Source organism: Aliifodinibius sp. S!AR15-10 (assembly GCF_031569985.1).
Classification (GTDB): Bacteria; Bacteroidota; Rhodothermia; order Balneolales; family Balneolaceae; genus JAMQKA01.
Genome location: NZ_JAMQKA010000010.1, coordinates 81,771 through 106,136, shown reverse-complemented (window position 1 = coordinate 106,136; position 24,366 = coordinate 81,771). Strand labels below are relative to the sequence as shown.

Here is a 24,366-nt window from a genome sequence, read left to right as displayed (position 1 = left end):
TATTACTTTATCTCAAACGGAGGATAAAATGTTTACTCTACAAAAAACAATCCTCGCAGCGTGTACGCTACTGATATTGCTGTACCCTGCAAGGACTTTTTCACAATCCACCGGTACTATATCCGGTACCATTACAAATCAGAATAATGACCGTCCCATCAGTGATGTGAATATTTTTATTCCAAATACCACATTGGGCACCACAACTGATGCCAAAGGGGAATTCAGGATTAGTAACGTTCCAGCCGGTACGTATATCCTTAAAGCAACGTTCGTAGGATTTGAACCGACTCAGCGGAAAATTAGAGTTGAATCCGGTCAAACCACCACAGTGCAACTTTCGATGTGGGAAGTTTCGTACGAGCTTTCCGGCATTGCCGTAAGTGCCCTGCGGCCCGACCTGGAACCCGAGACAGAGCTCGCAAACCAGCAGGTCCGGGAAGCAAATCCCCGGGACTCCGGCGAGCTACTGCGGGTTGTTGCTGGTGTTGACGCCGTGCGTCGCGGTCCCATCGGACTCGATCCCGTGGTTCGCGGACTTCGGGAGACCGAGGTGGGCACCTATCTCGACGGCACGCGCATCTTCCCTGCGGGTCCGGCACGGATGGACTCTTCGCTGAGCCACCTCGATCCGAGTGCCATTCAGTCGATGCAGGTGGTGAAAGGACCCTATGCCCTGACTTGGGGCGCCGGCAACCTGAGTGCCATCCGTGTGGAAACCAATGACCTGACCAATATCCCCAGCCATACCACACATGGTAAAATTGCCTCTGGTTTCGACAGCAACTACAACGCGTTTGAAGGTACGGCCACCGTTTCGGGCAAATTCGATAAGCTGGGATACTGGCTGAACACCGCCTGGCGCGAAGGCAGCGATTATGAGGATGGCAACTCGACCTCAGTGCCGGCCAACTTCCAGTCACGGGAATTTCGCAGTAAATTGAGCTACGCCACCTCTGCCAACGGGCGCCTGACGCTGGGACTTGGCTATCAAAATCAGAACGATGTCAACTACCCCGGTCGGCTGCTGGATGCCAACTACTTCGATTCCTACAACACATCGCTGGCCTGGAACTGGCAGCAAAACATCGGCCTCCTGCAATCCATCGAGATTAAAGCATATTACAACTCGGTGGACCACGCCATGGATAACGACAGCAAACCCACCGCCATGCCGATGGAGGGACGCGTGCCGCCCTTCGCCCTCGATGTGGATGTCGACGCCTCGATGGATGTGGCCGGCGGACGCGCAGCATTTGAACTTGTCCCTGCGGATAACTGGAGTATAGAAGTAGGCGCCGATATCTATTCTGCCAATCGCAATGCGGTGCGTACTATCGATCGCCGGGATGAAGGCATGAAACCACCGGCTTTCCCCCTCGTTGACCAGATGTGGCCCGACGCTACCATCACTGACGCCGGCATCTTCACCCGCGCCGAGCACAGTCTCAACAGCATATTTTCTGCTGCAGGAACCGTCCGTCTCGATTTTGTAAATGCCACGGCAGACCGAAATCGTATTTCCGACTTTTTTGAGCAGAATGTATCAACTGATCTCAACCACTCGGAAACAAACCTGAACGGTGCCTTTACGCTGAGTGCCACCCCCGGGGAGCACTGGGTCTTCTCGGCAGGCATTGGTTCAGCGGTACGTACAGCCGATGCCACAGAACGTTATTCGGATCGGATCCCCGCTTCGAAAGCACAGACCAGCGCAGAGTTTGTGGGGAATCCAGGCCTTAAGCCTGAGCGCAGTACCCAGCTTGACCTATGGATTGAGAGCCACTATCCAAAGTGGGCATTCTCTTTCAACACCTTTACGCGCTATATGGAGAACTACATCACCATCCGGGCCACTGACCTTCCCAAGCGACTGCCGCTGAGTCCAAACACGGTATATCAATACCGGAACGGAGAAGCCAAATTCTGGGGACTCGAATCGTCCCTGGCTTATCGTTTCATATCTGCATTGCAGGCAGAAGTATCTGGTCGTTACCTCTGGGGACAGGATGAAACCGTTGATGAGCCTGCTCTGGGAATCTCTCCTTTCGGTGTGGACACGAAGATGCGATATGAACCGGTGGATCAAAGGTTCTTTGTGGAAGGCGTTCTGCATACCGTTTCCGAGCAGGACCGGGTTGCCACATTGCGCGGCGAGCAGCCGACGGATGGATACACCACATTCGATCTTAAAGGCGGTGTGGAGGTGGTGGATGGGTTAAGTCTGCAACTCGGTGTCAATAATATTTTTAACGAACGGTATGTGAATCACCTAAACGCGAACAATCCATTTGCCGGGATGATGATGGCGGAATATTCAGGCACTCGCATACCGGAACCCGGGCGGGTAATATTCTTTGATCTGGCCTATACTTTCTAATCCTAAAGATAATCTTGATGGAGTCTACCTCGGCGGTGGGCTCCATCTTGAATTAGGAATGAAAAATTAAGAATTGTACTTGGCTAACTGTTTCCCTCAGAATTCTGAATTCCGCATTAATAATAAGAGGGGAAAGTTCTATACTGCTTCTCCCCTCTTATTTATTTTCTGAATTTCAATAGGTGATTGAAATTTAAGCTTCAGCCTCTTCCAGGCAGGGTTCTGCTGCAACAGCCCCACATTGTGGACATGTGGCAACTTCCCTTACACAATCATCTTGTGGTTCATGAAGACATGGTTCCGTAGCGGTAGCACCACATTCGGGACATTCGGTTCGTTTACACATTACAATCCTCCCTTATTTTATTTAGGATTGACTTACAACTTATCTGGAAACCTGTTTAATTTCCAGTACCAACTCTAAATTTATTGGAGACAACTAGTTATCGGGTTGTAGCAACATGATTAGATTCTCGATTCGTCCAGAAATACACTTAAATCGAATTTATAAAAATGAGTGCTAAATTATTTTCAAGCTTATGATTCTTGACCACCTGTTAGTTTTTGTTTCGTTTATATTTGGAATACTACTTATTTCCTGTCGCGCTGAAAAGGGAAATATCAATGCTGATCTGCCACAGAACAAAATTGAAGTCCGTGATGCATGGGCACGTCCAGCCAAGCTGGGGATGACGGGCGGGGCTTACTTAACAATTGCCAATGGGATGGAAAACACGGATACGCTGGTAAGTGTAACTACAAATGCGGCCTTGATTACTGAAATCCATCAATCCTATGAAAAAGATGGTGTTTCAGGGATGCGCCCGGTTGGAGAATTACCGATAGAAGCTCGTTCCATTACTGAACTGAAACCCGGCGGATATCACATCATGATGATGCAGTTGAGCAGGGATTTGACTACCGGTGATTCAATTTCTCTGAGACTCTTATTCTCACAATATGGTTCTGTAAAGCTCAACGTTCCTGTATCGGGGGAAAGTCAAAATCACATTAACTGACATTTTCTTAAGTTGTAATTAAATTCTAAAATAACGCCTATTTTATGACGCGGTTTCTCTTCTTTAGTCTTCCGAGTTTATTCTTTCTTCTTATCGTTGCAGGCTGCCAAACAGAGAATAGGCAGGAATCCCCCTCTGGCAAGGGTTCAGCCGTTGCCCCTTCCGATTCGACTACCGCATTAACGGCCGCATCATTTGTCAACTTCAGCGAAAACGCCATAATGGGAGAGAATGTCTACGTACCTGTCTATTCCCATATTTACCAGCTGGATCACAGGAAGACCTTCAACCTGACTGCCACGCTAAGCTTCAGAAATTCCGACATGCAACATCCAATTACCCTCAAAAAAGTGTACTATTACGATTCAAAAGGAAGCCTGGTCCATAAATATCTAGATCAGCCACAGACGATAGGGCCACTTGCCTCAACTTCTTTTGTAGTTGAAGAGGAGGATCTGCGCGGGGGCGTGGGGGCCAACTTCTTGGTTCTCTGGGAATCGGAGGAACAAGTTAGTCACCCTATTATTGAAGCGGTGATGATCAGTACCTCTCAGCAGCAGGGCATTTCTTTTGTAAGCGAGGGACGTGCTATCCATTCCCTTGGCCAAAATGTTAAGGAGTAAGATTTCTTTTGTACATTGAGAACGAAGGGGTTCACCTATTACCGATCATCTGTTAGTGTTTCAAATTCTTATCGGCCACATCTATTGCGCGGGAATTAGTTCCCGCATCAGTGATTAGGCTTAAACTAATTTAGGCGGAACTTTACCCTCCAAAGCCCAGTTTTTTTGAGTGTAATAAGAAATCTTTAAAACTAAATATTTGGGAGAATTATCATGAGTGGGAAAAAAATATTGCAACTAGTCGGAGACTACGGAGAAGATTACGAAATAATGGTTCCGTTCCAGGCACTGCAGATGGTGGGGCACACCGTTCACGCCATTTGTCCCAAAAAGAAGTCGGGGGAATCAGTCAAAACAGCAATCCACGATTTTGAAGGTGACCAAACCTATTCTGAAAAGCCGGGACATAACTTCACACTAAATGCCACTTTTAGTGATGTGAATCCCGCTGATTATGACGCACTTGTTATATCCGGAGGCCGGGCCCCGGAGTATCTGCGACGAGAAAAAGGAGTGCTGGAAATTGTGAATCACTTTATGAACAAGGATAAACCGGTTGCGGCACTGTGCCACGGACTTCAGATCTTGTCGGCTGCCGATGCCGTCAAGGGGAGAACGCTGACTGCTTACCCGGCAGTTGGACCCGAGATGGAAGTCGCCGGCGCCAACTACAAAGATGTGGAGGCCACAGAAGTTGTGGTTGATGGCAACCTGGTCACCTCCCCCGCCTGGCCGGGACACCCCAAATGGCTGGCCGCATTTCTGAAAGTACTTGGGACCCAGATATCACATAAAGAGACGGTTAAAGCCTGATCAATTTCAACTTATTTAATCCTGCTCGTCGGTTTATGCCTTATTAAACCGACGAGTTTTTTATGAGTAATGCATAATTCGTAATGCGTATTTTTGTGCTAGGTTGTCAACCTATTCTAGGATGGGTTCCCTCCTAATTCTCCATTCTTAATTTTTAAATTCCTAATTCTTAATTTCATTTTCTATCCGTTATCTTCGTTTCTTTAATTTGATTCAATTAACCGACCAACAAAGTAGATGACGCCAGCTGTAGGACTTCCTTTTTTAAATGAACTTGTAGCCCTCTTCCTGGTCAGTGTGGGTATCGCCTACCTTTGCTACCGTCTCAAGCTAGTGCCTATTGTAGGCTTCCTTATTGCCGGGGTTGTCATCGGTCCCAATGCCCTTGCGCTCGTCCCCGACCAGGAGCTGGTCGATATGCTTGCCGAAATCGGGGTCATATTACTGCTGTTTACCATCGGTATCGAATTTAGCCTCGACAAACTGAACCGCATCCGTAAAGCGATATTCGTGGGTGGCGGCCTGCAGGTATTATTGACAACAGGCGCAGTGGTGGGGATACTTATGGTTTTTGAAGTGAATCTCAACACCAGCATCTACACAGGTTTTCTCGTGGCCTTGAGTAGTACAGCCATCGTGCTGGGACTTTTAAGCCAACGCCGGGAAACCGACACGCCATCCGGCCAGCTTTCCCTGGCGGTACTTATCTTCCAGGATTTGGCCATCATTGTGATGGTGCTTATGATCCCGATCCTCTCCGGAGAATCTGATTCCGGGCTCGACCTGTTGTGGATTCTCGGCAAGGCGCTGCTACTTATTGCGTTTGTGATTGTCCTGGCACGCCGTATTGTACCCTGGATCTTGGAAAAAGTCGCAAAAACCCGCCGACAGGAACTGTTCCTGCTGACCGTAGTCGCGATCTGTTTTGGCACGGCCGCCCTCACCAGCATGGCCAACGTAAGCCTGGCACTCGGGGCTTTTTTAGCTGGTCTCGTAGTTAGTGAAAGCCATTTTAGCGAACAGGCGCTCAGTGAAATCCTGCCGCTGCGCACTATCTTTAACGCTGTCTTCTTTGTTTCAGTAGGGATGCTTCTCGATATCAGCTACGTCATCGAGTATCCAGTTATTTTACTTGCGACTGCAGCAGTTGTCATTATCCTCAAACTTTTGATCACCTCCACCAGCCTTCTCACCCTCGGCTACCCCGTTCGCATTGCCGCGGCATCAGGACTGGCACTGGCACAGATCGGGGAGTTTTCCTTTGTCCTGGAGCGGGCAGGACGCATGGCGGGGATGACGCCGGCGGGGATGGGAGATCTGGGTTCACAAACCTTCATCGCCGTCTCGGTATTGCTGATGATTTTGACCCCCTTTCTGCTAAACCTGGGACCCGGACTCGGAACCGCACTGGCAAAAACCCCTCTCAAACATTTGGGACGCGATAACGAAGCCAAAACTCCGGAAACCAGGCCAGAGCACGAAGATCATGTCGTCATTGTGGGATACGGTCCTGCCGGACGCCGCCTGGTAAAGGTGCTCCGCGAGACCGGTATCCCATTTGTGGTGATTGAGATGAATCCCGATTCGGTTGCCGAGATGCGAGCCGAAGAGATCCCGGTTATTTATGGCGATGCCAGTAGTTCGCACATCCTCGAGCTGGCAGAAATTGCCACTGCCAAGCTCTGCGTCATCGCCATCAATGATCCCGCTGCAAGCCCGCGTATCATCAAAGCCGCCCATTTTGAAAATCCCACCCTCCAGATCCTGGTGCGTACTCGCTTCCTCAACGAAGTAGAGATGCTGGAGGATGCCGGTGCCGACATTGTCATACCGGAAGAGATGGAGACCACTGTTCGTATTTTCTCACAGGTGCTTGGGGCCTACATGATCCCGGAAGACGAAATTGAAGAACATATTCGAACTCTCCGCGCCGAGGACTACAAAATCCTGCGCGGAAGTATCCAGGAAGCTCACCTGATGGTGCTGCAAGGACTGGATGAGGAAGGATTACACACCCGCGCCGTAGCTGTACGAGAAGGATCACCCTCGGCCAATAAAACGCTACGTGAGCTGCAGCTGCGCAACAAGTATGATCTCAGCGTACTGGCCGTTCGACGCGGCGAAAAAACAATCGGCAATCCCGATGGCGACTTCCTTGTGGAACCCGGCGACCGATTAGTACTTGTCGGAACCGCCTCCCAGTTTACCACGTGTGCTCATCTTTTCAGGGCTACCGAATCATTTAAAAACGAGCAGACCTAATTCATATGGCACTGATCAACTTTGACGGGGTAACTTTTCAATATGGGGACAGTACCACGCCGGTTATCAACAACTTTTCAGCTTCGATTGGGATGGGCCAAAAAGTGGCGATCAAAGCGGATTCCGGAACCGGAAAAACTACACTACTCCGACTTCTGTTGGGTTTTGAAGAGTTGAAATCGGGGGATATACGATACCAGGGAACATCCATAGCAAGTGATAATTTTGCTACAATCCGCAAAGCCACGGCCTGGCTCCCACAAGATCTTAACATCGGAGATGGCACCGTAGGTGAGGTGATCGACAGAATATTTGAATTTCAGTATAATCGTTCAAAAAAACCGGGTGGAGATCAAATCAAAAGTAAGCTCTCATTGCTGGGACTTTCTTCTTCCCTACTGCCCAAACCGTTCCGGGAGCTTTCTACTGGTCAACGGCAGCGCGTTGGACTTGTGCTCTGCCATCTGCTTGATCGTCCCCTGATGCTGCTGGATGAGCCGACCTCGGCCCTGGATGAAGATTCTAAGCAGAAAGCGATCGACCTGCTGTTTTCAGATAATGGGCAGACGATTATCTCCACAACACACGATCCCTTTTGGCTGGAGCGGTGTGATAAAATCATTGAACTGAAATAGGGCCACGGATTAACACAAAATTGACAAGGATAAGGGTAGCACAAATGTCATAAATGTGAAACCAACGCTTACATTAAAAGCCTGCAGAGACGTATTGCATCCGTCTTGCTTACTTCAACCGGCATTATCTTAAGACACATTCAATGTGTCTCTACAAGTTTTAAACTAGAAATTTAAAGACGTGTCATAATTTTATGGAAATTATTGATCTGGGTTGGCTGCAACTGGGCATCGGCTTCCTGATTTTGCTGATCCCGGCGTTCATCCTGTGGCGCTATAAAACGGGACTCAACAAAAAACTGGGCATTGCCACACTGCGGATGACCTTGCAGCTGCTGTTTGTTGGTTACTACCTGGAATACCTGTTTGTGCTGGACAATGCGTGGATCAACATGGCATGGATCCTGGTGATGGTGGGCGTGGCCGATTTTGCCACGATCGACCGAAGTGAGCTAAACCGGCAGTGGAAGCTGATCCTTCCCATCTTCGGGGCCACCTTTTTCGGCATAATCCTGATCGATCTCTTTTTCCTTGAGCTGGTGATCCAGCTTCCCAAGTTTTTGGCCGCCCAGTATACCATCCCGATCACCGGCATGGTGCTGGGCAACTGTCTGCGGAGTAACGTGATCGGCATCAACGATTTCTATTACAGCCTGAAAGAGCAAAAAGAGCGCTACCAGTTTTACCTGGCCTGCGGTGCCACAAGGCATGAGGCGCTGTTTCCCTTTTTCCAGCGAGCTCTTAAACGTTCAGCCAACCCCACCCTGGCAACTATGGCCACCATCGGACTCGTCTCACTGCCCGGCATGATGACGGGGCAAATTCTCAGCGGCAGCTCACCGATCATCGCCATCAAATACCAGATTATGATTATGCTTGCCATTTTTGCCGGAACAGTCCTCTCTGTTTACCTCGGGATTTTACTCTCCAACTCTTTTGTATTCCGGGAAAATGACATGCTGGACGAATCCATTTTGAAGAATTAGCCACAGATCTACACAGGTTAATATTGATTGTGGAAATCCTTGTTAGAATACATGTTCTATATCTGTATTCATTAATTTTCATCTGTGAAAATCTTTGGCCCAACTGATTGGTCAGTAGTGCAACTGTCTCCCAACCATGAACAAACTACTAAAAAAATTAAAAATCGCTGGGAAGGTGTCGTACACCCGACCCTATGCTGCCTCACAATACCCTGCTTCAGCAATCACTGGCGTGGGAATTAATTCCCGCGAATAGATAGGGCATTACTTTTTATGGTTGCCAGGATATTATTAGGAGAATATTAACCCGACTAATAAAGGCAACATATTCCCTCGCAAAACATTCAGAATTTCTTCAACTTTGGGTTGTAACATATATACTGGAGATTTCCTTAGTAGCACCCAAACAAGCGGTCGTTGATTATTGTAACGCAGACCGTCATATATATTAACTCCTCATAAAATATTTCCGGTTATGAAGAAGCTAACCTTATCCATCCTGAGTATTGCCGTATTATTTGTATATGCATTCTCCGATAAAGAAATCGATACCAATGCCGTCGTAGAAGTTCAGATCAGCGAATGGCAGGTACCCTGGGAAAACAGCCGACCGCGTGATCCCTATGTGGCTCCCGATGGCGACATCTGGTTTGTCGGACAGCGCTCCCACTACGTAGGCGAATTTGATCCAGAAACTGAAGAATTTCGTAAAATTGATCTCGAAGATGGGGCGGGACCCCACACCGTGGTCGTCGATGACAACGGGTTCCCATGGTACGCCGGAAACCGTGCCAACCACATCGGTAAAGTTAATCCCGAGACCGGGGAAATCACCAAATACATGATGCCCGACGACAACAGTGCCCGCGATCCGCATACCATAGCGTTCAACGAGGATGGCAATATGTGGTTCACATCACAGGGGGCAAACTCGGTTGGGTTTTTCAATGTTGAAACCGGCGAACCGACTATCATTCCGGTGGAAACTCCACGGGCACGACCATATGGCATTATCATGGATCAAAACATGGAGCAGCCGTGGATCGCCCTGTTTGGCACTAATAAGTTAGCCACTGTAGATCCTGAAACGATGGAGCTTACCGAAATTGAGCTCCCCAATGCAGATTCACGTCCCCGCCGACTGGCACAAACCTCTGACGGTACCATCTGGTACGGCGACTATTCCCGAGGCTATGTGGGAATGTATGATCCTGCTGACGGTTCCTTCCAGGAGTGGCCGTTGCCTTCTGGTACCAGCTCACGCCCCTACGCGGTAACGGTTGATGATCAGGATCATTTCTGGGTTGTTGAAACCGGGGTTGATCCCAACATGTTTGTCGGGTTTGATACAAAATCGAAAGAGTTTGTCAGCTCTACTGAAATTGAGAGTGGCGGCGGCACCGTCCGGCATATGGTATTTGACGAAGAAACCAACTCCATCTGGTTCGGCACTGATACGAATTATCTGGGGCGGGCGGTAATAAACTAATAGAACCCGGATGAGGCGGGTTCAGTAAGCAATTGCTGGATTAATTGAACTTGTTTCCAAATAATTACGGGGAGAATTTTATTCCCGCAGATGGCGCAGAGTTCGCAGATTATCCGACTCTAACCGAGTAATTTTTCTTTACACGTTTAGCGGTTAAAAAAGATGGTGTCATCCCGAACTTGTTTCAGGATCTCGCAGGGAACCATAGCGCTAATCTGATTAAAAAATGTTATCAACGCCAGACAGCCCCACGAAATCCCAGATCAGACCCACTCTTTGAAGCCATGGCGTAGCTGTGGTACAGGATGACAGAGAGGGTATTTATACCTTGGTAGCCATTTTATCTTTATTAATTTTGAGGTTATTTCTATTAGCGTAAATTTGTTCCTCAAGTCAATACTTCTGGAATCCATTTCATCCACTTACATGATTCATATGATTAAACTAATTCTCCCTACAGTCCTGACGTTACTTGTTGGCTTGGGGTTTGAAGTGGGCAGCTCCGTATCGGGGTCTGTACCCAATAAATATCCCGAACACCTAACCGGGGCCTTTACCGGGGGATTTGGAGAGGATACCTGCCACAGCTGTCATTTTGATTATCCACTTAACCATGACGAAGGTAAACTATCTGTTGATGGATTCCCTCAAGAATATAAAAGCGGTCAATCCTATATGATTCGCATTCACATAGAACGTCCTGGATTGGCAAAAGCCGGGTTCCAGCTCACGGCTCGATTTGCAGATGGCTGGCAAGCCGGCATGTTCAGTCCGCAATCTGATCGCACGCAGTTCACCTCAAACACGCCCGACAGCATCCAGTACCTACAGCACTCCGCAAAGGGGACGGAACTCACAGGAAATGAGTCTACCTACTGGCAGTTCAAATGGATTGCACCGCAACGCCAAGATGAAGTTCAAATCCACTTGGCTGCCAACGCCGCAAACGGAGATGCCTCTGAATTTAGCGATTTCATCCTGACAAAAGAACTCCAGCTTTCCGCCGCTAAACAGTAAATTTATAAGGGGAGACCGGTTCAGCCGTGCCTTACTTAATCTGCAGATCTTACTTCTTTACGAGTAATATCGCAGTCCCATCAGGTCAAAAAAGACAGAATGTGCTCATCCCAAGTCTCCCATCTCACTTCTTGCCCCTAATTAGCTTTAACTAAAAATTATTTTTTTCTATATTAATAATACTTGCTGATTAACCAGCCAGGAGGTTGTTATGTCGCCTAAATTTTCCAGAAAGTTCTTCCTGAAAACCGGTCTGTTCTCTGGTGCCGCCACCTTGCTTGGATCGCTGTTCTCCGGTCTGGGCCAAAAAGACCAACCTACCTACAACGGGGAACAATCCCCAAAAACAGCCGCGCAGAATAAAGGGCACGGTGCAATGACAACCATGGGTCAGGTGGACCACCAGCGCAACGGTTTTGATCCCCACCAGATGTTAACAGATTGGGATACCGGTAACGTTTCCACTTTGCCAAACGGACAGACCCTGCGGGAGTATGAAATCTCGGCCATTGACAAAGAGATCGAAATAGCTCCCGGTATCTTTTTCCCGGCGTGGACCTATAATGGACGTGTTCCGGGCCCCACTCTTCGCTGTACCGAGGGCGATCGTATCCGAATCCATTTCATTAATGCGGGTTCACACGCTCACACCATCCATTTTCATGGAATTCACTCCTCATCGATGGATGGAATCCCTGGTACCGGGCCCGGAATGATCGGTCCGGCCGAATCTTTTACCTACGAGTTTGATGCAGCACCCTTCGGATGTCATCTCTACCATTGCCACTCCACCCCACTAAAACGCCATATTCACAAGGGTTTGTACGGTGCTTTTATTGTCGATCCTGACCCTGAGCGTCACCCGGAGTATGAAGATACCGCTCGTTCCCGCCTGTTGGGTACCAAGGAAAACGAACGCTGGCAGGAGTTCATAATCGTAATGAACGGCTTTGACACAAATTTTGACAACGATAATGAAGTGTATGCCGCTAATACGGTCGCGTTTGCTTATCAACACAAACCGATCAAAGTGCAACATGACCAGCCGATCAGGGTCTACCTGATCAACATCACGGAGTTCGACCCGATCAACTCCTTTCACTTGCACGCCAACTTCTTCGACTTCTATGATCATGGCACCACGCTGACCCCCACAAATGAGAATATCGATACGGTGATGATGTGCCAGGCACAGCGTGGAATTCTAGAATTTTCGTTCGAAGACTTTGAGCCCGGCAAATATATGTTCCACGCTCACCAGTCAGAGTTTGCCGAGCTGGGCTGGATGAGCTTTTTCGATGTCGTAAATAAGGATGCGGAGATATCGGTATGAGCGACAAGATAACACAACGCCTTCCGAAATGGACTTGGCTGATACTGCCAGTCGTACTACTCTTGGGATCGATCGCCCTGTTTTTTGCAACCAATCCCCTGGAGCCGCTGGGTGTTCAGGCCCCTCCCATTGAAGAAGTAACCGTGGAGCGTACCGTGCTGGATGAGGAGGGTATCCACCTGACCGTTCGCGTCAATGGCTCGGAGCCGGTCAAGATAGCCCAGGTACTGGTCGACGACGCCTACTGGGAATTTACACAGACTCCGAAAGGTTCCTTATCTCGCCTTTCTACTGCTAAAATAGACATTCCCTACCCATGGGTTCGGCATGAGCTACACGAAATAAAACTTATCACAAGTACCGGCGCAACGTTCAGCCATACCATTGAAATTGCGGAACCTACACCAGCCTGGTCGTTGCAGCGTGTGGGTGCTTATATTTTGCTGGGGATCTATATCGGGGTAATACCAGTAGGCCTTGGATTGCTATTCTACCCCTACCTGAAAACGTTGGGATCTAAAGGGCTCAACTTTCTGCTCACACTCACAATCGGGCTCCTCGCGTACCTGTTTATCGACACCCTGCAAGAGGGATTTGAAATATCACAGCAGACAGCCGGCGTATTCAGTGGTAACCTGCTCGTCTGGCTGACCACGGGCATTGCCTTTTTAATCATTTTTGCTGTTGGTCGCCGGGGTGGACAGGCGCCGGAAGGTCTTTCCCTGGCCACCTACCTGGCCTTCGGTATCGGGCTCCACAACCTTGGTGAAGGGCTGGCGGTCGGGGCGGCTATGGCTTCGGGTGAAGCGGCGCTGGGCTCTTTTCTCGTGGTGGGATTTACCCTTCACAACCTGACGGAGGGTATCGGTATAGCAGCGCCCCTGTTGAGCAGGAAAACCAGCTTCGGCACATTCGTCAATCTGACGCTCTTGGCGGGCCTCCCTGCGGCAGCCGGAACGCTTATCGGGGCTTTTTCATACGCACCGCACTGGGGCGCTATCCTGTTTGCCATCGGGGCGGGGGCTATCCTACAGGTTATTGTGGAAGTCGGAGTCTTTCTCACCAAAAACGCTCCTTCCAAGTCGTGGTTTACCGTTCCTAATCTTACTGGTTTTGTCTTGGGAGTCGCCATCATGTATGGCACGGCGCTGCTAGTAGCTGTTTAACCAGGACATCAGCATCATCTACGGGTGGGGAAGAATAAACCACCGATTAGGCAAGTTTCACCCGCTGATTACACAGAGTTCGCAGATCTTAGAATACTGAAAACTTGCACGCCACCTCTTCCCTTGTTATGTTGGTTCCAGCGAAAGCTGGGGGTGCTTTGTCCCTCCCTTGTGCAGGGATCGATAAGGCTGAGAAAAACTCCAGGAACTTGACTCGGTTAGTACCGACGGAAGGAAGCTTTCGGTGACACATCTTTTACGTTACAGCACTGTTTCACCAGGATTCTTCAAGTCTCCCCTCTTTCGTTGTAATTGATATCTGCAACTTATAAGGAAGAGATCACTATGTCTGATTCAGACCACCAATCCAAAGAAGATCACAGCAAAACAACGAGCCTCCATTCCGATGGAGATAGAAGCCATCCGGGCACACCTGGCAACACAGAACTGGACAGCGACATGAAACAGCCGCTGCCTGGCTCGGAAAAAGTGTTTGTGCAGGGCAGCCGCGTTGATATCAAGGTTCCCATGCGCAAAATTTCACAGGATGAAACCTCCTCCCTGTTCGGTACCGAAGCCAACCCAGACGTCTATGTTTATGACACATCCGGGCCGTATACCGATTCCCAGACTGACATTGATATCCGAAAAGGGATACCGCGCATCCGGGAGCAGTGGATTCAGGAACGGGACGATACCCGGCAGCTGGAGCAGTTTTCATCAGAATACACCCGCAAACGGAGAGATGATCCCCAGTTACCTCACCTGCAGTTTAAGCATACTCACAAACCGCGAAAGGCGAAAGATGGGCGGCGGGTCACCCAGATGCACTATGCCCGGAAAGGGATCATTACGCCCGAGATGGAGTTCATCGCCATTCGTGAGAACCAGAAACGCCAGTCCCTGGAAGACAGCGACCTGCTGGACCAGCACCCGGGGCAGCCGATGGGTGCTGAAATACCCGACACCATCACCCCGGAGTTTGTCCGTGATGAAGTGGCAAAAGGCCGGGCGATCATCCCATCCAATATCAATCACCCGGAGCTGGAACCGATGATCATCGGCCGTAATTTCCTGGTAAAGATTAATGCCAATATGGGGAATTCTGCCGTGACCTCCTCCATTGCCGAAGAAGTGGAAAAGCTGGTATGGGCGACCAGATGGGGCGCCGATACGATCATGGATCTCTCCACGGGCGATAACATCCACGAAGCACGGGAGTGGATTATCCGCAACAGCCCGGTCCCGGTGGGTACTGTTCCTATTTACCAGGCACTTGAAAAGGTGAATGGCAAAGCTGAGGAACTCAACTGGCCGATATTCCGGGATACCATTATTGAACAGGCCGAGCAGGGCGTTGACTATATGACAATCCATGCCGGCGTGCTGCTCCGATTTATTCCCAAGACAGCGGAACGGGTAACTGGCATCGTATCGCGGGGTGGGTCCATTATGGCCAAATGGTGCCTGGCGCATCACGATGAAAACTTTCTCTATACCCACTGGGACGAGATCTGTGAGATCTGTGCTGCCTATGATATTTCACTTTCTATCGGCGACGGCCTGCGTCCCGGCTCCATCGCCGATGCGAACGACGAAGCACAGTTTGCTGAATTGAAGGTTCAGGGCGACCTCACCAAGCGCGCTTGGGAGTATGACGTGCAGGTGATGAACGAAGGGCCGGGATACGTACCTATGCACATGATCAAGGAGAATATGGCGAAACAGTTGGAGTGGTGCCATGAAGCCCCATTCTATACGCTGGGTCCCCTCACTACAGACATAGCGCCCGGGTATGATCATATCACCTCGGCGATTGGGGCGGCCATGATCGGGTGGTACGGCACGGCTATGCTCTGCTATGTTACGCCGAAGGAGCACCTGGGGCTGCCCAACAAGCACGACGTGCGGGAGGGTGTGATATCCTACAAGCTTGCCGCGCATGCAGCTGACCTGGCCAAGGGACATCCCGGGGCACAGGCCCACGACAACGCGCTCTCCAAGGCCCGCTTTGAGTTCCGGTGGAACGACCAGTTTAACCTCAGCCTGGATCCGCACCGGGCCCGCGAGTATCATGACGAAACCCTGCCCAATGACGCGGCCAAAGTAGCTCATTTCTGTTCCATGTGCGGTCCCAAATTCTGCTCCATGAAAATTTCCCAGGAGGTCAGAGAATATGCGGAGGAGCGCCAGATCGATGACTCCAAGAAAGCACGCGAGGAAGGGATGCAGGAAAAGTCGGGAGAGTTCATGGATAAAGGAGGTGAAATCTATCAGTAACTACTACTGATTGTACAGTAGGAGAGTACACCTTGACACCAGTGCGGGAGCTCATTCCTGCGCTACCCTCCCAGACCTTCAGACTCAAATTATTTCTGTTACTTTAGCCCACCTGGCGGATTTGTTCATATCAAAGGAACACCTATAATTACAAACAGACTAAAATAACTTTTTGAGTTGGCCATAAATAGCATCAGCAATCACTACATCCGGTTCGTTTCGAACGTGATTATGATGAAAAACATTCTAGGCACTAGGTAAATCATACTGAATTGTCTAGTGTATTATTTCTATCACATTTTGGCTTATTTTAGTTACAATTAAATTAAGGCTATCATCATCGATAGTTTAAATTTATCAGGACGAATTCAGTTCAACTAACTTTAGGTATTTTACAGCGGGATGGGGACATGACAAAAACTTCTGGTGTAGAGGATATACAGAAAGCGCTTGAGGAAAAGTCGAAATCCGACTTTATCCAGATTATAGAAAAGAAGAGAACATCTCGGCTTGAGTCTTTTGAGGAGGTACTGAAAGAATTGCTGGATAATATCCAGGACTCAGAACCTACACCTGCCTGGCTGCTTTCGGAACTCCAAAATGCCATTGGGAAGTTAAATAACAAGCTCGACCAGCAGGAACAGGATAAACTGGCTGACGCCTATATGGTGGCTGTGTATCAATTTGCGGGAAGCTTTGACCGTGAGGCAACAATTGAACAGAATGAAGATCGCTTCCGCCCTCTGCCAAAAGACTCGATTGTTGTAAAAACCGGGAAAGCGTTCAAGCGTCTCTTCCGCTCGATTGACCGGTCTGGCCACAATCTGCTTAACTTTATACGAAGGAAGTCCAAAAAACCTGAAAAAACCTATCAGCCATGGACTCAACATATTCCACTCAAGCAGGTTATTGAATATCACCTGTTTGCCCGTACCCAGCTCCCCAAATGGTGGATCAATGAGGATGAAAGACCGCTGGTTACAATAATATCAGGGTTGGAGGAGTTTCTTGCTGAAGAATATAGCGGTAAAAGTGAAGACAACCTGTCGGAGCTTTACAAGAGTCTGAAAAAGCAGGTGGAGGAGTTCCTGGAACAGATTCAATCGCAAAAAGCTGCCCTTCACGAAGAGCTGGGTGAAGACCGGCGGGCGGTTAAGAAGCTTCTCCTTAATCACTTCGAGAAAGCAGGGACGTTCGAGAAAAGGGCCTCATTCTACAGTAAAGCACGAATTAACAGGACCAAATCAAAGGCTGCACAAACGCTTTCGGATCATGCGGAAAAGTGGAAAAAAGTGCAGCAATCACTCCTCGACAAAACCGGGACGATCAACAGGTTCCTGGATTTCCGAAACCGGCTGGAGGAAGATAGCCGGTCATTTTTCGAATCCATCGAAGATTATTTCAAACGCTTTTTCTTTGTAAGAATAAGTAAAGTGCAGGAGGAACTGCATGTAGTTCAAGATAAGCTGGATGAGCTGGACAGTAGCAGATCCAAGAAAGAAAAGCTTGAGTACCTGAAAACCTCTCGAGTGCAACTGGAGGAAAAGCTGGATAAGCTGATCAATTCAGTGGAAAAATCGCTTGAGCAAAGAGAGCTTAGCCAAATGGCCGAACAATTTTCTGAAAAGGCCCTGCTGCAAGCCAATGAAGTTGCAGACAGCGTGCCATTTGTTCATGACCAGAAGCTGGACCAGGATCCCCCCTCACTCAGCTACAAGACTATTGAGTGGCGCCTGCTGGTAATTCGGGCATTGAAGGAGCATGTGCTGGGTAAAGTGAATCCCGGGTTCCAAAAGTATGATGAGTTCCTTCGTTCTCAGATCAATGAACTTCAAGAGATTCGTGAAGTAATTGAGGTAAATATGGGTTCCTCGCAGGAACTTCTTGAAGAGAAAGGCAAGGAGACAGAGGACCCGATAGGCATTGCACGCGAGGCCCTTGAACGGAGTGAACTGAAGCTGGCACAGTGTTCCGAATCGATAGCTAAAAAGCAGGATGAGCTGAGAAATGTTGTCCTTGAAGAGAGCAGCGCATTTTATAGCCGACTGCTCAACCTGCTCCATACGGGAGATCCGAGTGATTTCCAGATCCTTGATGCAAGATACAGGGTGAAAGAAACAGCCCAAAGCTGGACTACGAAGCTACGTGCACGATGGGCCCGAATGGAAGATCGCATCACGCTACTGGGACGATTTTTGCTCCGAAAGTGGAAGAAATACTTCCATTCGGTGACAACATTCTTGGGCTTTGAAGAAGAGAAAAAGAAAGAGGAACAGAAAGCAGAGATAGCACATTATCTCACGGAGACCGACTCCAAAGTCGGTGAGCTTCCCTATATCTACCGCCGTCTGTTCAACTTTTCTGCTGACACCGACCGGCGTTTTTATGTGACGATGAATGAAAACTTCAACATGTTGAGCAGAGCCTATGAAAACTGGCAGAGCGGCTTTCCAGCAACATTTGCTGTAATGGGTGAAAAGGGCAGCGGGAAATCGACATATCTTAATTTTGCCCTCGATGAAGTGTTTCCCAAAGCCAAGACAACTCGTATTGTATTGGGAGAAACCTATTCCACCAAAGAGGAGGTGGTAAAATTACTGGGGGAAGCGCTTGGCATGAACAAATCCAACTCTGTAGATGCCATCATTGCTTCACTCAAGAGAAGAAAAAAGCAGATCATTGTGGTGGAAGCACTCCAAAACCTGTACCTGCGTAACCTGAATGGCTATGGAGGACTGGAAACCCTGCTTTATATTATTTCAGAGACCAAAGATAATATCTTCTGGATCACCAGCTGCTCTTCCTATGCATGGCATTTCCTGCAGAAAACATTATCGGTGGCCGACTATTTTTCACATATCCTGAAGTCTGACAACTTAACTGATGAACAGATCAAATCGGTGATCATGAAACGCCATGAAGCCAGTGGCTATGAACTGGTTTTCGAGCCGGGGGAGTCGCAGAACAAGGACCGGGCTTACCGCAAACTCCTTGATAAAGAAGAGGAAGCACAGGAATATCTGCGTGACTCCTATTTTGAGAAACTTGCAGCTTTAGCCCAGGGTAACGCCTCCATTGCTATGATCTTTTGGGTTCGTTCCATTCGGGCATACAGTGATACCCATTTTTATATCAAACCGCTTGAGGTCACCGAACTTGAGCTTGTGGAGGAGCTCACGCCTGAAATATTGTTCCCCCTTTCTGCCATGGTCCTCCACGACTCACTTACGCCCTCCCAACTTTCCAAAATCCTGCAATTGAATGAACAGGAGAGCCGGTTAATTCTGACGCGCCTGAAAACAAGGGGATTGCTGCAGCAAAACGATTCTCAATACACGCTAAATCACCTGATGTATCGACAGGTAGTGAAGGTACTGAAAGAACGAAATATCATACATCTATACTGAGGAGACCACATATGAAAAAGGCATATATTCTTTTCCTTGTTCTATTTGTAGGTTTGAGTAGTTGCTTAATCCCAACTACGGTTTTTTCGCAGGACAATCAGCCCGACACCGCTACAGTACAGCAAAACGACACGCTGAAAGTTGAGATCCCAACTTCGGGAACTACCTCTGAAAAGGCAGAGGAAACGAATGGTGACACTCCCCAGAAACTCGTAGGGCAAATTGGGGAACTGATATCATTTGGCATGGTCTTCATGATCCTGCTCATCCTTGCTGTCACCTATTTCCTGAACCGGTTTTTGATCCAGATTATCGATAATCTCTCTGAAAAAACTTCGAAGTACCGGCTCGCTATTAAGCGCTCGGTGCCTATTGTTCGGATCACGATCTGGTCGTTTTCCCTCTATATTGTCATAGCAGGCATTATCGATCCGCCGTTTGAGACAATCATCACCGTAACGGCCACCATCGGTATTGCGGTGGGACTGGCCTCCCAGGATATCCTGAAAAATATATTCGGTGGCTTTATTATCATCCTGGACCGTCCCTTCCAGGTGGGGGACAAAATTGAAGTTGGGGACTACTATGGCGAGGTTGTCCAAATTGGACTTCGGTCCACGCGCATTGTTACGCCGGACGACTCGGTGGTGAGCCTGCCCAATGGAGAGATCTCCAGCAAGGCGATCTCAAATGCCAACTCCGGGGCCTTGGACTGCCAGGTAGTGGCTGAGATATTCCTGCCCGCCGATATCGATATCGACCTCGTAAAGCGAATCGCCTATAAGGCCGCTGTATCATCGCGGTATGTCTACCTGAAAAAGCCGGTGGTAGTGATTGCAAAAAATGAAATTCATGAAAAAAACTTCGTTCTGAAACTGCGAGTCAAAGCGTATGTGCTTGATATACGTTACGAGTTTCCGTTTCAAAGTGAGATGACGGAGCTTATCTTGTCTGAACTAAATCGGCGGAACCTACTCACTCGATCACTTGAGGAGACAGCATAAAATATGCCCCTGTCAGAATCAACAATCCAGCAATATGACCAGACGGCCGGGGAATATGAAAAAAAGTGGAAGCGATACCTCTATCACACGCATGAAAAATTTCTGAGCAAGATCGAGACCAAACCTGATGACTGGATATTGGACCTGAGTGGTGGAACCGGTCTGCTGGCAAAAAAACTGGTGGAGAGGCAGTTTCCATTTAGCAGACTTGTCATTAACGACCCCTCTGAGGGCATGCTCAACATTGCCAAAAATCGCCTGCCAAAAGATGAACGTCTTTCTTTCACCAAATTTCGTGCTGATCGCATTCCATTTGAGAAGAACAGCTTTGACAGAGTGTTTTGCCTGAACGCGTTTCATTTTTATCACAATCAACAGCAAACGCTGGACCTGCTGCATCTCACGTTAAAAACCGGTGGTCACCTTTACCTGCTGGACTGGAACAGGTCCGGCCTTTTCAGATTCATGAATACTGTTATCAACCTGTTGACTTCGGCTTATATCGATACCCGCTCCCTGCCGGAGTTGGAGGAAATGCTTAAAAAAAGCGGGTTTCGTGTCCAACAAACCGATAGCTGGAACTGGCGGTATTGGAAGTTTCTTTTTGTGGAAGCGCACAAATAGAACGCAGGTGACGCGGTTTGGGCGGATGATCTCAAATAGATTATAGTAATCCGTTTACCCGTTGAATCCGCGCTTCCTGCTCACATCCTTTTTATAGCATGATCTTACATTCCCGAAGGAGTAAGTTGCCCGCGAAGCTCTCCCGACTTATGCTCAGCACTGTGCACATTTATGTAGAGACTATCCGACTTCAGGGCTGTAATTTGGGCACTATCCAACAGGTAGGAAGCGTCCCATGAGCCGGAAAGCTTGTCGGCACCTACGGTCGGTTCCAGAGTTATAATCGGTCCACCATTTTCTCCCTCTACTGCCTTGTGGATATGAGACGCCACGTAATCACTGCTTAGCCCTGAAAATTTTCCCTGGACGTGAATACTGTCACCAACCAAAGTAGCGGTAAAAGTGCCACTTGCGCTGGTTTCGACCGAGGGAACTTCATTTGAACCACTAAGCTCAGCCTGGAACGTTTGACCTTCCGCCATATCCATCGGTTCTTCCTGCATCGGCTGCTGCATCGATTCTTCTGTCATCATCGTATCCTCCGATGCTGCGGAATCTGCCTTTTCCTGGCTACCACCGCATCCAATCAGAAACGAAAAACCCAGTGCTATTACGACTACCAAAACGTGAAGTGCATTCCCTTTTAACATAGTAACCTCTTCCAGATAAGATATTAGAAACAATTAGTATTCATACCTGCTCATAAACCTATCTAAATCATGCATAAACAACAACTTATATATATTACACTAAAGGCATGAAAGTTCCTCTGTGGAAAGATTGTAATTTCATACTGTTAATTTGCCCTGTCCAGCTCAAAAGTAAACACAGCCCCTTGTCCATTCCGGTTCTGAGCCTGGATTTCTTTACCGTGCAGCTCCATAATTTTCTTGGCGATGGCAAGGCCAAGGCCTGTACCCTCCTCAGAACGAGAACGACTTTTTTCCGCCCGGTAAAAACGATCAAAGATATGGGGCAGATCATCTTCACTTATTCCCGCGCCGGTATCTTTGACCTGTACCTGCACCGCTGCCCCCTCTTGTTTTAGCTCCAATCGGATGATTCCGCCCTCCTCAGAATACTGAATAGAGTTCTCTATCAAATTGCTTAACACGCGCTCAATAAGTGCAATATCACCCTTTACAAGGGGCAGGCCAGAAGCATTTTCGGCCACGATCTGAATCCCCTTGTCATCGGCTTGCTGCTCAAATTTAAGAGCCACATCCTGTATCAAATCACTAATCGAAAATGGCTCGACTTCCGGCTCAACCTGCTTTGTATCCAACTTCGAGAGCTCAAAAAGCTCCTCCACCAGCTGGCGTAACCCGAATGTATTCTTCAGAATAATTTCCAGGTATTTCCTTCTCTTCTCATGACTCAGTGTCGACTCTTTCAGTAAAATCGTTTCCAGGTAGCCCTGAATTGAGGCCAAGGGACTCCTCAGGTCGTGCGAAACATTGGCAATAAGCTCACGACGGAGCTGGTCAGTTTTTTTGAGCTCCTTCATATTTTCCTGGAGCGTATCGGCCATCGAGTTAAAACTTTTCGCTAATCGACCGATCTCATCATCTGAATTGACTGGTACCCGCTGATCAAGATCTCCCTGGTCGAATTTACTGATGATTCCTGTCATCTTACGTAGACGCCGAGTGAGAAAGGCAAAAATAATTAGTCCTGCGATGCCCGTTACCAGCAGTATAACACCAAATATTTTAATACTGGTTTGCAGGTAGTAGCTGTTTTCCAGCATACGTAGCGCTGAATCATATTGTTCACCTCCCAGAATGATATAGACATAGCCATTTTGTGGCTCCCCAATATCGAGCGGTGCCACAGAAATTGGCTTCGTGAGACTCGGATTACGTGGATCTTCCCCCATAATCAGATCGGATTGCGGATGTTGCAGAAAATCCCGTACCGGGCCCAAACTCACTGAATCCTGTTTTACTTCGCCTGGTGGATCTATAAAATACGCCAATATTTTACCGCTGGAGTCCAGTATATAAATTTCGATACGCGGATTCACCACCATCATGTCATGGATCGAACTTTTGATACGGCTGATATCAAGGCCATCTTCCAGCTCTGCTTCAAATTCTCCAGCCATGTTTTTTGCCAGATCCAGGTTCAACTTTTGGTCGGCCTGTCGTACAAACTGCATCGAGGAATTGTAGGTAATAAGCACCTGTGCTGCCCCCAAAGCGATAAGCAGCAGCAAAAATACGAGTGAAATCTTCCAGTAAAATGAATGAAAAAGGTTGGTCATCGCTCAATTTCCTCCGGTTCAACAAATCGATATCCAACGCCCCAAACCGTCTTGAGGTACACGGGATCAGAAGGATCTGCCTCAATCTTATTTCGTAATCTATTGATATGCGAATTTACCGTGTGGTCATATCCCTCAAATTGATATCCCCAGATCTCGGTTAACAGGTCTTCCCGTGAAAATGCTTTGCCAGGATTTGAGGCAAACAAGTGCAGTAGCTCAAACTCTTTTGGCGTCAATGATATCGCCTCCCCAGAAATCGTGACTTTTCGTTTGGTGGGATTAAGTTTTAGTTCCCCAATATTGAGTTCGGTTTTATCATTCTTCAGCATGGATTCTTTCTTGTCCACTTCTACTCTTCGAAGATTAGCTTTTATCCGGGCAAGAAGCTCGCGAATACTGAACGGTTTGGTGAGGTAGTCATCGGCCCCCAGTTCCAGTCCAAGCACTTTGTCAAACTCTTCCGATTTAGCCGTCAACATTAAGATCGGCGTGTTTATATCTTGTGCTCGCAACGTCTTGCACACTTCCAATCCATCCATTTTGGGAAGCATAAGGTCCAGGATGATCAAATCGTAATTCCCTGTTGACGCCTTTTCCAGGCCAACCTTACCGTCCAGGGCCTTTTCGATCTCGTAATCCAGCTCCTCCACATTAATTTCCACCAGATCGATGATCTCCTCGTCGTCCTCAACGATAAGTATTTTTTTTAATTCCATATGATATAACTACTAAGCTTTCGTACAAAAGACAACTTCCAAATCTTAATAGCGACCCCGAGGCGCTTTTAGAAAGAAAAAGAGATAAAAACTGTAATCCATTCAATAAGTGCCCCATCCATAGCGCGGGAATTAATTCCCGCGCTATGGATAGGACTTAAAATGATTACATATTCCCCTATTAACGGTCCAACTAAAATCGTCTAATTAACCTGAGAGACTAACTCATAATAATAAACTGTCATCGCGAGGAGGCTTTGTTGCCCTTTTTGGTTTAACGATGAGGTCGACGCGGCGATCTCCCCGTCCGTTTTTTTTGCTCACCCATCGGGAGATTGCCTCC

The 24,366-nt window shown here is 48.2% G+C and carries 19 protein-coding genes and 1 riboswitch; of the genes, 15 read left to right on the top strand and 4 right to left on the bottom strand.

Annotated elements, in window-relative coordinates; all coding sequences use genetic code 11:
* Positions 1 to 28 precede the first annotated feature (28 nt).
* Complete coding sequence (locus NC796_RS08885) at positions 29 to 2,380, top strand: TonB-dependent receptor domain-containing protein (RefSeq protein WP_310684027.1); 2,352 nt, start codon at positions 29 to 31, stop codon at positions 2,378 to 2,380.
* A gap of 193 nt (positions 2,381 to 2,573) precedes the next feature.
* Here the strand turns inward: NC796_RS08885 and NC796_RS08880 are convergent, their stop codons facing one another.
* The gene (locus NC796_RS08880) at positions 2,574 to 2,726 is read right to left on the bottom strand and encodes a hypothetical protein (RefSeq protein WP_310684026.1); all 153 of its coding nucleotides are present in this window, start codon (positions 2,724 to 2,726) and stop codon (positions 2,574 to 2,576) included.
* A 193-nt stretch (positions 2,727 to 2,919) separates the two neighbouring features.
* Here NC796_RS08880 and NC796_RS08875 point away from each other — a divergent pair, with 193 nt between their 5' ends.
* The 14 genes from NC796_RS08875 to NC796_RS08810 all read left to right on the top strand — a co-directional run bounded on the left by NC796_RS08875 (position 2,920) and on the right by NC796_RS08810 (position 21,038).
* Entirely contained in the window at positions 2,920 to 3,399 is a 480-nt protein-coding gene (locus NC796_RS08875; RefSeq protein WP_310684025.1) for a copper chaperone PCu(A)C, read from the top strand.
* A 44-nt stretch (positions 3,400 to 3,443) separates the two neighbouring features.
* Positions 3,444 to 4,022, top strand: a complete 579-nt coding sequence (locus tag NC796_RS08870; RefSeq protein WP_310684023.1) for a DUF3124 domain-containing protein — start codon at positions 3,444 to 3,446, stop codon at positions 4,020 to 4,022.
* 213 nt (positions 4,023 to 4,235) lie between these two features.
* Positions 4,236 to 4,835 carry a DJ-1/PfpI family protein gene (locus NC796_RS08865; protein WP_310684022.1) on the top strand — a complete coding sequence of 200 codons (600 nt, stop codon included), beginning with the start codon at positions 4,236 to 4,238 and terminating at the stop codon, positions 4,833 to 4,835.
* A 237-nt stretch (positions 4,836 to 5,072) separates the two neighbouring features.
* A complete protein-coding gene (locus NC796_RS08860; protein ID WP_310684021.1) occupies positions 5,073 to 7,097 on the top strand; it encodes a cation:proton antiporter in 2,025 nt (674 codons plus the stop codon).
* 5 nt (positions 7,098 to 7,102) lie between these two features.
* Complete coding sequence (locus NC796_RS08855) at positions 7,103 to 7,732, top strand: ABC transporter ATP-binding protein (RefSeq protein WP_310684020.1); 630 nt, start codon at positions 7,103 to 7,105, stop codon at positions 7,730 to 7,732.
* 194 nt (positions 7,733 to 7,926) lie between these two features.
* Positions 7,927 to 8,718 carry an ABC transporter permease gene (locus tag NC796_RS08850; protein WP_310684019.1) on the top strand — a complete coding sequence of 264 codons (792 nt, stop codon included), beginning with the start codon at positions 7,927 to 7,929 and terminating at the stop codon, positions 8,716 to 8,718.
* 475 nt (positions 8,719 to 9,193) lie between these two features.
* On the top strand, positions 9,194 to 10,207 hold the full coding sequence (locus NC796_RS08845) for a hypothetical protein (RefSeq protein WP_310684018.1): 1,014 nt from the start codon (positions 9,194 to 9,196) through the stop codon (positions 10,205 to 10,207).
* A 435-nt stretch (positions 10,208 to 10,642) separates the two neighbouring features.
* The gene (locus NC796_RS08840; RefSeq protein ID WP_310684017.1) at positions 10,643 to 11,224 is read left to right on the top strand and encodes a choice-of-anchor V domain-containing protein; all 582 of its coding nucleotides are present in this window, start codon (positions 10,643 to 10,645) and stop codon (positions 11,222 to 11,224) included.
* A 211-nt stretch (positions 11,225 to 11,435) separates the two neighbouring features.
* Positions 11,436 to 12,557: a multicopper oxidase domain-containing protein gene (locus NC796_RS08835; protein WP_310684016.1), complete on the top strand. Its 1,122-nt coding sequence runs from the start codon at positions 11,436 to 11,438 to the stop codon at positions 12,555 to 12,557.
* Complete coding sequence (locus NC796_RS08830) at positions 12,554 to 13,723, top strand: ZIP family metal transporter (protein WP_310684015.1); 1,170 nt, start codon at positions 12,554 to 12,556, stop codon at positions 13,721 to 13,723. The genes NC796_RS08835 and NC796_RS08830 overlap by 4 nt, the downstream gene beginning before the upstream one ends.
* Before the next feature lie 139 nt (positions 13,724 to 13,862).
* A riboswitch (TPP riboswitch) is annotated at positions 13,863 to 13,976 on the top strand.
* A gap of 206 nt (positions 13,977 to 14,182) precedes the next feature.
* Positions 14,183 to 16,003, top strand: a complete 1,821-nt coding sequence (gene thiC, locus NC796_RS08825; RefSeq protein WP_409070363.1) for a phosphomethylpyrimidine synthase ThiC — start codon at positions 14,183 to 14,185, stop codon at positions 16,001 to 16,003.
* 410 nt (positions 16,004 to 16,413) lie between these two features.
* A complete protein-coding gene (locus tag NC796_RS08820; protein ID WP_310684013.1) occupies positions 16,414 to 19,410 on the top strand; it encodes a hypothetical protein in 2,997 nt (998 codons plus the stop codon).
* A gap of 11 nt (positions 19,411 to 19,421) precedes the next feature.
* A complete protein-coding gene (locus NC796_RS08815; protein WP_310684012.1) occupies positions 19,422 to 20,414 on the top strand; it encodes a mechanosensitive ion channel domain-containing protein in 993 nt (330 codons plus the stop codon).
* A gap of 3 nt (positions 20,415 to 20,417) precedes the next feature.
* Positions 20,418 to 21,038: a methyltransferase domain-containing protein gene (locus tag NC796_RS08810; RefSeq protein WP_310684011.1), complete on the top strand. Its 621-nt coding sequence runs from the start codon at positions 20,418 to 20,420 to the stop codon at positions 21,036 to 21,038.
* A gap of 104 nt (positions 21,039 to 21,142) precedes the next feature.
* On the opposite strand, the gene NC796_RS08805 is transcribed toward NC796_RS08810, so the two are convergent.
* From NC796_RS08805 to NC796_RS08795, 3 genes are all read right to left on the bottom strand, one after another.
* Entirely contained in the window at positions 21,143 to 21,688 is a 546-nt protein-coding gene (locus NC796_RS08805) for a CHRD domain-containing protein (protein WP_310684010.1), read from the bottom strand.
* A gap of 146 nt (positions 21,689 to 21,834) precedes the next feature.
* Positions 21,835 to 23,304 carry a HAMP domain-containing sensor histidine kinase gene (locus NC796_RS08800; RefSeq protein WP_310684009.1) on the bottom strand — a complete coding sequence of 490 codons (1,470 nt, stop codon included), beginning with the start codon at positions 23,302 to 23,304 and terminating at the stop codon, positions 21,835 to 21,837.
* Positions 23,301 to 24,023 (bottom strand): response regulator transcription factor, encoded by a 723-nt coding sequence (locus NC796_RS08795; RefSeq protein ID WP_310684008.1) that lies wholly within the window; start codon positions 24,021 to 24,023, stop codon positions 23,301 to 23,303. The genes NC796_RS08800 and NC796_RS08795 overlap by 4 nt, the downstream gene beginning before the upstream one ends.
* Positions 24,024 to 24,366 lie beyond the last annotated feature (343 nt).